Genomic DNA, 11,497 nt, shown 5'->3' with positions numbered 1-11,497 from the left:
CACTCCTGCGTCTCCTGAACATCAGCGTCCTGAAGATTATTCGTCAACCCACTCAAAATGTGGTGATTGCTTGAAGGCTGCATGTGTTGTTCTCCTGCCATGAGAGGCGGGGCAGTTCTGACCGTGCGGTTGTCGGTCCCCGGGTGGGGGTCCGGCCACCGCACGTGAAGGATATGTGCGAACCGTGTCCTTCCGCTCATCGCGTGAGGACACGGTTGGCGGCGGGAAATCAGTGCTCGCCCGCGGTCCCGGACTTCTTGGAGTCCAGGGGCGCCGGGACCACTTCACCGGATGCGATAATGCACGGGATCTCGTTGCTCTCGGAGTCCACGAGCTTACCATCCTTGACGGTGTCACCTTCCCGCAGGTGATTCTGGAGGTGCTCGATGGATGCGATGGGCACGAAGCGCGGCGGGGCCTCGACCCGTACGGGCGCCCGGACACGAGTTCCTCGATCCAGCGCTGGACGTCCAGGGCCGGTCCTACGGCCGCGACGGCGGCTTCACGATCGAGGCTGTTGAACTCGGTTAAATCCACGATCCATCCTCAAATATTTCGTGATGTGAAATCTAAATTTCATTTAGGAACAGCGAACTGGGTCACACGGGGTAAGTCACCGAGTGGAACCACGTTTCTTCCGAGTAACCGCCGGACTCTTCCACGGGTGTCATCGAAGCGTCGGAAAGCGGCCTCGTCCCCGGGCAGTTTGCATCCCGAGGCCCCCGTGGCATAGGTGTAAGCCATGAAACCGTTCGTGCTGCTGGCCACCCGTGATGACAACGTCCTCGCGGACGAGGAATACCGGGCCGTGGCCCACTTCGGGGGCCTCGAAGAGGACCAACTCGAACGCATCCGTCTGGAGTCCGGTGAGTGGCCCGCGCTGGACCTGGACAGGTACAGCGGGATCATCGTGGGCGGGTCGCCGTTCAACTCCTCGGACCCGCCGGAGGAGAAGTCCAGGGCGCAGCGCGTCGCTGAGACCTGGATCAGCGCCCTGCTGGACGACGTCGTGGCCCGAGACTTCCCGTTCCTCGGCGCGTGCTACGGCGTGGGCACCCTGGGGATCCACCAGGGGGCCAAGGTGGACCGGTCGTGCCACGAGGACGTGGGTCCCATCACCGTGAGCGTGACCGACGAGGGGGCTCGGGATCCCCTACTCGTGCAACTGCCCCGTGAGTTCACCGCGTACGTGGGGCACAAGGAGGGCACCCGCGTGCTGCCGCCCAACGCGGTGCTGCTCGCCACCGGGACCGCGTGCCACGTGCAGATGTACCGGATCAAGAACAACCTTTACGCCACCCAGTTCCACCCCGAACTGGATCCCGAGGGGCTCGTGAGCCGCGTGCGCGCGTACAAGGACCTGGGGTACTTCCGGCCGGAGGACACAGACACCGTGATCGACCGGGTGGTCAACGGTCCCGCCGTGGACCAGGCCCCGCGGATCCTACGGGCGTTCGTGGAGCGTTACCGGCGTTGACCCGCCCGGATCGAGGCGTCTGATCACGAGCCCGGTCGTCAACGCCCCGGGGGGCGGACCACCCGGGACTTCCGGTACCATCGGGCGGATCCGTCCCGGGCTGGCATCTCATACCGCGGTCGGAATTCGCCGGTTCCCCGTCGGAGCCACCCCGGATTCACGGCCAGCACCCTGCACAGAGGGCCCTGAGCGTCCCCCGTGACGGCTACCGTGGAGTCATGAGTCACGCCAGCGCACCGTGGTCCCGTCCGTCGCCCCCCGTCCAGGATCCGCCACGGACCCGTAGCTTCTTCTACCACCGTTTGGCGCACGCGGACCCCCGCCACCGCTGGTGGATGCCGCTCGTGGAGGGGCTCATCCTGCTGGCCGTCCTCCTGCTTCTGACCATCGTATTCCTGCTCGTCATGGTCTTCGCGGCCCCGGAGCGGATCGACGGGGACCTGCTGGCCATGAACCAGCTGGACCCCGTGGTGTTCTTCATCCTCTTCGGCTCCGTGGTCCTCATGCTCCCCAGCGCCCTGCTGGCCCGGCTGGTGCTCGGCCCGCGTCCCCTGGGGCTGATCTTCTCCGTGACCGGGCGGATTCGGTGGAAGTGGCTGCTCACGTGTTTCGTGGCGGCGGTCGCGATCTACGCCCTGATCAACGCGATCGCCGTGGGCCTGGAACTCGCCGCGGGCGGCAGGCCCGTGTCCTTGCAACCGGCCCCCGGTTTCTGGTGGCTCATGGCCTTGCTGATCTTCGTGGTCCCCCTGCAGTGCGCGGCAGAGGAGGTCGTGTTCCGCGGCTACCTGGCCCAGACCATCGGCCGGTGGCTCAAGCACCCCGCGTGGGCCATCCTGCTCCCGGTGCCGCTGTTCGTGCTCGGTCACGCGTACGACATCTGGGGGCAGCTCTCGGTGGGGATCATGGCCGTGGCCATGGGCATCATCACGTGGCGCACCGGTGGTCTGGAAGCGGCGATCGCACTGCACGCCGTGAACAACATGACGGTGTCCCTCATGGCCATGGTGGGGCTCACGGACATGAACGACACCTCCGGGGCGCCCACGGACCTGATCGCGGTGACGCTGATCAACGGTGGTTACGTGGCACTCGTGTTCTGGCTCGTGCGCCGCAACCGGTCCGTGGCCGTGACTCGCACGATCGTCCTGCCGCCACTCCCGCAACCGGCCCGACTTCCCGAGCTCGGCCACCGGCCCTCTCGGTTGGCCGAGGACGCCTCGGGCCTGGCGGCTTACGTCCTGGACCCGGCCACGCAGCGCTACCTGGTCCTGCCGCCGCAGTACGGTCCGTACTCCGTGCGGGACGGGCAGGGCCGCTACGTGGGTCTGCTGGACACCCGCACCGCTCACGGCGCGCACACGGGGGACGACGTCGCTCCCGCAGTGCCGGGCGATACCTCGAGCGAGAGCACTTCCCGGCCCAACGGTTCCGACCCACACGGTACGGCGACCCCTCCCTCGCCCGGTGCAACACCGCCGCCCGCAGCCCCGGGCGAGCGGGATGTCGCCCCCACCTACACTGGGCGTCATGACGGATAGCTCGCACGAATCCACCACCCCGGCCGACCCCGCCAACGGAACGCCGGAGCCCGGCCCCGGAACTCCGGAGGCCGGCTTCGCGCGTGCACTGGGTGAGTGCATCACGGCCTCGCCCAGCTCGTTCCACGCCGTGGCCACGGCTGCCGCCGCGCTCGACGCCGCGGGGTTCACCGCCCTGGACGAGACCCGGCCGTGGTCGGACCTGTCCGCGGGCGGCTACTACACCGTGCGCGACGGCGCCCTGATCGCGTGGGTGATCCCGTCCGGTGCCGCACCGGGTGCGGGGTACCGGATCCTGGGGGCTCACACCGATTCGCCGGGGTTCAAGCTCAAGCCCCGACCCACCACCGTGACGCACCGGTGGTACCAGGCGGGTGTGGAGATCTACGGCGGTCCCCTGTTGAACTCGTGGTTGGACCGGGATCTGCGCTTCGCCGGTCGGCTCGTGGTGCGTGGCCGTGACGGCGGGACCCGGCAGGTCCTCACCGCGACCGGCCCCGTGGCCCGGATCCCGCAGTTGGCGATCCACCTGGACCGCAGCGCGAACGAGGGTCTCACGCTCGACAAGCAGCGTCACGTGCAACCCGTGTGGGGAGTGGGACAGGACCAGGACACGGACGTCCTGACCGTGCTCGCGGATGCCGCGAACGAGTCGCGCGGAACGCGCCGGACGACCGTGACAGGTGCACCGGGTGCCCCGGCCGGCGGCGATGCGTCGGCCGAACCGATCACGGCATCGGACATTCTCGGCTACGACATCGTCGTCGCGGACTCCCAGGCCCCGGAACTCATCGGCGCGCAGCGCACGCTGCTCGCGAGCGGCCGCCTGGACAACCTGACCTCCGTGTTCGCGGGCCTGCGTGCCCTGATGGAACACGCCCACGACCTCGAGAGCGCGGAGCACGTGAGCGTGCTCGCCGCGTTCGACCACGAGGAGGTCGGTTCGGCCACCCGCTCGGGCGCCGCCGGCCCGTTCCTCGAGGACGTGCTCGTGCGCATCAGCGCCGCGCGGGGCGAGACCACGGACGAATACCGGCGCTCGCTCGCGGCCTCCGTGTGCTTGTCCTCGGACGCGGGGCACCTGGTGCACCCCAATTACCAGGGTCACCACGATCCCGTGAACACCCCCGAGCCCGGGGGAGGGCCCCTGCTCAAGATCAACGCGCAGCAGCGCTACACGACCGATGCCACGGGTGCGGCCGAATGGGCCCGGGTGTGCGAACGGGCCGGAGTGACTTACCAGGAGTTCGTCTCCAACAACACCGTGCCGTGCGGCTCGACCATCGGACCCATCACCGCGACCCGTCTGGGCATCCGCACGCTGGACGTGGGCGTGGGGCTGCTGTCCATGCACTCGGCACGCGAGCTCGTGCACACCGGGGACCTGTACGCCCTGTACCGGGCGGTCGCCGCGTTCTGGCGCCCGTGAGCGCAATGACGCCGCCCCGGCGACCTTCACGCGGAAGGTGGCCGGGGCGGCGTCGTCATCGAGCGCACCAGCGGCGCGCGGGACCGTGACCCTTACGGGAGTTGGAGCATAGAGATGTCCGCCATGCGGGCCATCACGCGCACCACCTGGCACGAGTAACCGAACTCGTTGTCGTACCAGACGTAGAGCACCACGGAGTTGTTGTTCACGATGGTCGCGAGTCCGTCCACCACGCCGGCGCGGCGGGAGCCCACGAGGTCCGTGGAGACCACGTCCGGGGAGTCCACGTAGTCGATCTGCTTGCGCAGGGGCGAGTTCAGCGAGATGTCCTTGAGGAACTCGTTGATCTGGTCCTTGGATTCCGGGGCGTTCTCCAACTGCAGGTTGAGGATCGCCATGGACACGTCCGGGGTGGGGACGCGGATCGCGTTACCGGTGAGCTTGCCCTTCATCACGGGCAGCGCCTTGGCCACGGCCTTGGCGGCACCGGTCTCGGTGATGACCATGTTCAGGGCGGCGGAACGGCCGCGGCGGTCACCCTTGTGCCAGTTGTCGATCAGGTTCTGGTCGTTGGTGTAGGAGTGCACGGTCTCCACGTGACCCTGGATGATCCCGTACTCGTCGTTGAGGACCTTGATCACGGGTGTGATGGCGTTCGTAGTGCAGGATGCCGCGGAGAGGATGGTGTCCTCCGGGGAGATGTCCTTGTCGTTCACGCCGCACACGATGTTCTTCAAGTCGCCTTTACCGGGGGCCGTCAGCAGGACCTTGCCCGCACCCTTGGACTGCAGGTGCTGGGAGAGGCCTTCCTCGTCACGCCACACGCCGGTGTTGTCCACGACCAGGGCGTTGTCGATCCCGTACTCGGTGTAGTCGATCTCCGCCGGGGAGTTGGCGTAGATGAATTGGATCGGCACACCGTTGGCGGTGATCACGTTCTTGTCCTCGTCCACGGTGATGGTCCCGTTGAAGGGGCCGTGCACCGAGTCGCGGCGCAGCAGCGAGGCGCGCTTGACGAGGTCGTTGCCGGGCTTGCGGCGCACCACCACGGCGCGCAGGTTCAGCCCGGTGCCGTCGTTGCGGTTGAGCAGGATGCGCGCGAGCAGGCGCCCGATGCGCCCGAAGCCGTAGAGCACGACGTCGCGGGACCCGGGTTCGTTGCGCCCGCGCTGGTCCACGGCGGGAGCAAGGGCCTCGCGCAGGTACGCCTGCAGGTCACCGCTGCCGGCCACGGTGTAGCCCTGGTAGAGCTTGGCCACGTCCACGTTGCACACGCCGAGGTTGAGCTCGCCCAGCGTGTGGACGATCTCGAGGGTCTTGTCGATGGGCATTTCCTCGCCCAGGATGCGGCGCGTGAAGCGGTGGACCTTGATGATCTCCGTGACGGACTTGTGGACCAGGGAACGGCCGAACACCGTGGTGACCACCTTATTGCCGCGGTGCAGCTGACCCACCAGGGGGACCAGCTGCTCGGCAAGGGCTTCTCGTTCGGACCACGTGGCGCTCATGAGCATCCTTCTTCCTCGGCCCGGACGTCGTCGTGAGGGCCGTGTTGGGGGTCGCGCGGCGGTGCGCTGACTCGGGTGATGGCGCGCGCGGGAGCGGCGCTGCTCGTCGTGACCCCAAGTTTACGGTGCGCGGGGGGGCTTCTCCCGCCCGTGCGGCGTCGTGACAGCCCCGGTGACTCCCCGCACGCTTTGCTAACGTGGGGTCATGTTGACGGTGATCGGTGAGGCCCTCGTGGACGTGGTGTCCCGCGAGGGTGAAGAACCCCGGGCCCACGTGGGTGGCAGCCCCATGAACGTGGCCGTGGGACTGGCCCGGCTGGGTCACGACGTCCAGTTCCTGGGCCGCTACGGCCGGGACGAGTACGGCCGTCAGGTGGCCGATCACCTCACGGGCAACGGGGTGCGGTTGCCGTTCGACGCGGACGCCCTGCCCACCTCCGTGGCCCAGGCGACCCTGGATGAGACCGGTGCCGCGAGCTACGACTTCCAACTCGACTGGTCCCTGGACGTCTCCCCGGAGCGGATCGACGAGCTCCTGCGGGACACCGACGCCCTGCACGCCGGATCCATCGGGGCCATGCTGGAACCCGGCGCCACCGTGGTGGGCCAGGCACTCGAACGCGCTCGCGGCCACGCATTGATCTCCTACGACCCCAATTGCCGCCCGTCCATCATCCCGGACTCCTCGGACGCGCGCGCCCGCGCGGAGAAGATCGTGGCGCTGTCCCACGTGATCAAGGCCTCCGACGAGGACCTGTTGTGGCTCTACCCGCACCGCAGCATCGAGGACTCCGCGCGTGCGTGGCTCAAGGCCGGAGCACGGCTTGTGGTCGTGACCCGCGGGGTCATGGGGCCGTGGGCTGTCAGTCGCGGCACCGGACGCGATGGCGTGGAGGTCCCCGCCGCCCGGGTCACCGTCGCGGACACCGTGGGCGCGGGTGACTCCTTCATGGCGGCCCTGCTCTCGGGACTCGCGGACCGGAGCATCCTGGGCCCCACTGCGGCGAGCGCCCTCGACGAGTTGGACAGCGCGCAACTCACGGAGCTGTTGCGCCACGCCGCGGCCGCTGCCGGGGTCACGGTCTCGCGCTCCGGCGCGGATCTGCCCACGCGCGCGGACCTGATCGACCACGCCTGATCCGCCGCTTTCCCGTGGCCGTGCGAGGCCCCCAGCTGTGTCATGACCGTAACGAGGAAAGGAACGCTCCCATGTACGACCGTCATCCCTACGCCGATCTGCCCGAACTGCCCACGTTCACAGTGACGTCCACGGACGTGGCCGAGGGCGAGAGCATGAACACGCCCCAGGTCTCCGGGATCATGGGCGCCGGGGGAGAGGACGTCTCCCCGCAGCTGTCGTGGAGCGGTGCCCCGGAGGGCACCCGTTCCTACGTGGTCACGATGTTCGACCCGGATGCCCCCACCCCCAGCGGGTTCTGGCACTGGTGCCTATCCAACATCCCGGCGGACGTCACCGAACTGGCGACCGGGGCGGCGTCGAACCCGCCCGAGGGAGCCGTGAAGCACCGCAACGACGGCGGCACGGACGAATACCTGGGCGCCGCACCCCCCGAGGGCCACGGCCCGCACCGCTACATCGTCTGCGTCACGGCCGTGGACGTCCCCGAGCTCGAGGTGGACGAGTCCGCGAGCCCCGCAGTGGTCAACTTCAACCTGTTCTCGCACGCCCTGGGACGCGCGTTCCTCACGCCCGTCTACGAAGTGAAGTAGCCCGTGGCGCCGGAACACGCCGCGGACCAGCCACCCGTCCGGCTCATCGCGAGTGACCTGGACGGGACAGTGCTGGGCCGTGACTTCCGGTTCCGGCCGCGCACCGTCGCCGCGATCACCGCCGCGCGGGATGCCGGGATTCACGTGGTCTTCGTGACCGGGCGCCCCATGCGGTGGTTGGACCCCCTGCACGAACAACTCGATGACGTGGGGGTCGTGATCTGCTCCAACGGGGCGGTGATCTACGATCCCGGCGCGGAGCGTGTCCTGGAGGCGAGCCTGTTCGACGTGAGCGAGGCCCTGCCCGTCATGGCGGACGTGGCCCGCGAGTTCCCGGATTCTCTGTTCGCCGCGGAGACCCTGGAGCGCGTCTACACGGATCACGGGTGGTCCCGTACGGACCGTATGGAGATCCGCCACATCACCGAAGCGCCCGTGAAGGAGTCGCTCGCGCCCGGCACCGAGGTGGTCAAGCTGTTGGCCAAGCTGGACGGCGCCGATCCCAATCGGTACTTCGAGCACGTCCGCGAGATCGTGGCGGGGCGGTTGTCCGTGACGCATTCGGTGGCCGCCGCACCCCTCGTGGAAATGGGGCAGCGCGGGCTCACCAAGGCCCGCACGCTCGAACACTTCGCCGCGGAGCACGGCATCTCCCACCGGGAGGTCATGGCCTTCGGGGACATGCCCAACGACCTCGAGATGCTCACGTGGGCCGAGCGCGGCTACGCCATGGCGGACGGGCACCCGCATGTGGTCGCCACGGTGGGACGCACCGCACCGGCGTTCACCGAGGACGGCGTAGCGCAGGTGATCGAGGCCTACCTGGAGCACGAACACATCGTTCCCGTGGCCCGGGAGGGTCGCCATGTCTGAGTCGTTCCGTTCCGTTCCGGCCGCCCGCCAGGACCCCGGTGCACGGCGGCACCCCGCCGCGCTCGCCCACCGTGGGTTCTCCCCGGACGGTCACGAGAACACGCTGGCCGCGTTCCGGGCCGCCGCGGAGCTCGGTTTCGTGTGGCTCGAGACAGACGTGCACACGACCCTGGACGGCGTGGTCGTGGCATTCCACGACCCCACGTTGGAGCGCGTCACGGGCACGAGCGGCAACGTCAACGACCTCACGTGGGAGCAACTGCGGGAAGTGCGCATCGGCGGCACCGAGGAGATCCCCACGCTCACCGAGCTGCTGCGGGCGCTGCCCGAGGCGTGCCTGAACATCGACGTCAAGGACGAGGCGTCCGTCGCCGCCCTGCCCGGGGTCGTGGCGCGCGAGCACGCCGCGCACCGGTTGCGCGTCACGTCCTTCTCCGAATCACGACGACGCCGCGCGCTCGCCGGGATCACCCGGCTCACCGGTGAACGGGTCCGGTCCTCGGCCGGGACCCTGGGCACCGCGGGATTCCTGGCCGTGTCCGTCGTGGCACCCCTGACCGACCGGGTGTCCCGGAAGATCGCGCCCGCGCTGTGGCGGGCGCACATCGCGGCGTGGTCGCGCCTCGTGGCACCGTTCGACACCCTCCAATTGCCCGAACAGCACCCGGTGCGTTTGCCCGGGGGGCACCGGTTGACCCTGCGGATCGTCACGCCCGCGTTCCTGGACCTGGCCCACCGCACGGGGCTGTCGGTGCAGGTGTGGACCGTCAACGACCCCGCGGACATGAAGCGCCTGCTGGACATGGGGGTGGACGGGCTGATCACGGATCGGGCCGATCTGCTCAAGGACGTCCTGCAATGCCGGGGTCAATGGCCGCCCGACCCACTGTGACACCTACCCCGGATCGCGCACCCTTGTGCGCCGTTCCGGGGTAGGTTGAATGTGATCCAGAGCACCAATGGGCCGTTCCCGCCGGGTGAACCGACCCGTCGGCCTCGATCACAGGGAGGAAGTATGCGACGCACGTCCAACATGTCCGCCCTGTTCCGCAAGTCCGTGCTGCGTCATCTGACATCGCAATGCGTGCCGGCCGGGCGCCGGATCATGGCCCCCCGCCTGAGCAAGATCCCGTAGCTGGACGAAGCTCGCCCCTCAATCGGTGTCGCGCGTCCCGCGACACCCTCCGAGCGTCACGCTCGTCGCCGCCCTGTTGCGTGCCCGGGATCGTTCACCCCTGCGAGGAACCATGAACCCACGACCGTCACTCCGTCCACCCCGCACCGCACCGTCCGAGTTACCTCCACCCGATTGCCCGCCGTCGGCCCCGGTGGCCGGGGTCCCTGCGGCGCGGGGTCCCGGTGGTGGATCCGCGCGGTACGGCGCGTTCTCCCGGCGCGGGTTCATGGGACTGGGCGCCGCGGCGGCGTCGTTCGCCCTGGCCGGCTGCGCTGCGGGCGAGCAGCCGGGCGCGGCGGCGATCCGCGCCACGGGCGCACCGCAGCGCGGGGGCATCTTGCGTGTGGGTCTCACGGGCGGCGGTGCGTCCGACAGTGTGGACGCCCACGTCCCGGTGGGCACCGCGGATGCCGGGCGCGTGATCAACCTCTACGACGGGCTCTACGAGTTCGACGCCGACTACGTCCCCGTGCCCGTGCTCGCCGAGTCGGCCACGCCGCAGGACGGCGGGCGCGAGTGGCTCGTGCGGCTGCGCAAGGGCGTGGTATTCCACGACGGGCGTCCGTTCACCGCGCGGGACGTCGTGGCCACATACGACCGGGTCACCGACCCGAAGGACCCCAAGACGGGCGCGTCCGGGCTGGCCCTGTTGCGGCGCACCGTGGCGGTGAACGATCACACGGTGCGCTTCGAACTGTCGCAACCGGATGCCATGTTCGTGGACTCGACCGCGCAGTACTCCATGGGGATCGTGCCGGTGGACTACGATCCCGCCGCACCCGTGGGCACCGGCCCGTTCCGGCTGGGCACGTTCGAACCCGGTCAACTCACGGTGCTCGAGGCCAACCGGGACTACTGGCGGGAACCACCGTTCGTGGATGAGGTCCACCTGGTGAACTTCAACGACCAGGACGCGCTGGTCAACGCCCTGCTCTCCACCCAGGTGGACGTCGTGGGGCAGTTGCCGTTGTCCCTGATCGACGTGGTCAACACGGACCCGCGGCTGTACACCGTGGTCTCCGAGACCGGTAACTGGCTGCCGTTCACCATGCGCGTGGACACAGCACCGTTCGACGACGCCCGCGTGCGGGAGGCGTTCCGCCTCGTGGTGGACCGGGAACAAATGGTCGAGCAGGTCTTTTCGGGGCACGGCACGGTGGGCAATGACATGTACGCTCCGTTCGACCCGGGGACACCGCGGCTCGAGCAGCGCACGAGGGACGTGGCCCGGGCCCGGGACCTGCTCACGCAAGCGGGTCACCCGGACGGGCTCGAGGTGGAACTCGTGACGGCACCCATCCAGTCCGGCGCGGTGGAGGCCGCCCAGGTCTTCGCTGAGCAGGCATCTGAGGCCGGGATCACCGTGAACCTGCGCCGCGTGGACACCACCACGTTCTTCGGGGACGGCTATCTGCAATACCCCTTCTCCCAGGACTTCTGGTACACCCGCAGCTTCCTGCCCCAGACCGCGAACGGGACCCTGCCGGCGTCCCCGTTCAACGAGACGCACTGGGCGGATCCCGAGTTCATTGCGCTGTACGAGAAGGCCCGGGCCACGCTCGACGACGACGCGCGGCACTACCTCGTGGCGCGGGCCCAGAAGCAGTTGTACGACGCCGGCGGGTACATCGTGTGGGGGTTCTTCAACCAGGCGGACGCGTACCAGAATTACGTGGGCGGCGGTTCCGAGCACCGCGCGGGGATGCCCGTGAGCGGGTTCCAGCTGCGCACCCTCTGGATCGATCGGGAAGGGAAGTGATC

10 protein-coding genes are annotated in these 11,497 nt (G+C 68.9%); 8 read left to right on the top strand and 2 right to left on the bottom strand.

The genetic code is table 11. The features are described 5' to 3' along the window. Positions 1 to 229: 229 nt before the first annotated feature. Positions 230 to 403 (bottom strand): hypothetical protein, encoded by a 174-nt coding sequence (locus RF646_RS11555; protein WP_206069149.1) that lies wholly within the window; start codon positions 401 to 403, stop codon positions 230 to 232. 339 nt (positions 404 to 742) lie between these two features. On the opposite strand from RF646_RS11555, the gene RF646_RS11550 reads away from it, so the two are divergent. From RF646_RS11550 to RF646_RS11540, 3 genes are all read left to right on the top strand, one after another. After that, complete coding sequence (locus RF646_RS11550; RefSeq protein WP_064847463.1) at positions 743 to 1,477, top strand: glutamine amidotransferase; 735 nt, start codon at positions 743 to 745, stop codon at positions 1,475 to 1,477. Positions 1,478 to 1,695: 218 nt separating this feature from the next. After that, a complete protein-coding gene (locus RF646_RS11545; protein WP_368836033.1) occupies positions 1,696 to 3,018 on the top strand; it encodes a lysostaphin resistance A-like protein in 1,323 nt (440 codons plus the stop codon). After that, positions 3,008 to 4,447: a M18 family aminopeptidase gene (locus RF646_RS11540; protein WP_368836032.1), complete on the top strand. Its 1,440-nt coding sequence runs from the start codon at positions 3,008 to 3,010 to the stop codon at positions 4,445 to 4,447. The genes RF646_RS11545 and RF646_RS11540 overlap by 11 nt, the downstream gene beginning before the upstream one ends. Before the next feature lie 92 nt (positions 4,448 to 4,539). Here the strand turns inward: RF646_RS11540 and RF646_RS11535 are convergent, their stop codons facing one another. Beyond that, complete coding sequence (locus tag RF646_RS11535; RefSeq protein WP_368836031.1) at positions 4,540 to 5,955, bottom strand: glyceraldehyde-3-phosphate dehydrogenase; 1,416 nt, start codon at positions 5,953 to 5,955, stop codon at positions 4,540 to 4,542. A 205-nt stretch (positions 5,956 to 6,160) separates the two neighbouring features. Here RF646_RS11535 and RF646_RS11530 point away from each other — a divergent pair, with 205 nt between their 5' ends. From RF646_RS11530 to RF646_RS11510, 5 genes are all read left to right on the top strand, one after another. Then, positions 6,161 to 7,093, top strand: a complete 933-nt coding sequence (locus RF646_RS11530) for a carbohydrate kinase (protein ID WP_144932031.1) — start codon at positions 6,161 to 6,163, stop codon at positions 7,091 to 7,093. 71 nt (positions 7,094 to 7,164) lie between these two features. Continuing rightward, positions 7,165 to 7,686, top strand: a complete 522-nt coding sequence (locus RF646_RS11525; RefSeq protein WP_064847466.1) for a YbhB/YbcL family Raf kinase inhibitor-like protein — start codon at positions 7,165 to 7,167, stop codon at positions 7,684 to 7,686. A 3-nt stretch (positions 7,687 to 7,689) separates the two neighbouring features. Then, positions 7,690 to 8,559 carry an HAD family hydrolase gene (locus tag RF646_RS11520; RefSeq protein ID WP_167318853.1) on the top strand — a complete coding sequence of 290 codons (870 nt, stop codon included), beginning with the start codon at positions 7,690 to 7,692 and terminating at the stop codon, positions 8,557 to 8,559. Further along, positions 8,552 to 9,451, top strand: coding sequence for a glycerophosphodiester phosphodiesterase family protein (locus RF646_RS11515; RefSeq protein WP_368836030.1), 900 nt, complete (start codon positions 8,552 to 8,554; stop codon positions 9,449 to 9,451). The genes RF646_RS11520 and RF646_RS11515 overlap by 8 nt, the downstream gene beginning before the upstream one ends. Before the next feature lie 511 nt (positions 9,452 to 9,962). After that, positions 9,963 to 11,495: an ABC transporter substrate-binding protein gene (locus RF646_RS11510; RefSeq protein WP_368836029.1), complete on the top strand. Its 1,533-nt coding sequence runs from the start codon at positions 9,963 to 9,965 to the stop codon at positions 11,493 to 11,495. Positions 11,496 to 11,497 lie beyond the last annotated feature (2 nt).

It is taken from the genome of Kocuria sp. CPCC 205261 (assembly GCF_040981025.1).
GTDB lineage: Bacteria > Actinomycetota > Actinomycetes > Actinomycetales > Micrococcaceae > Kocuria > Kocuria marina.
This window is presented reverse-complemented; position numbering and strand designations above follow the sequence as displayed.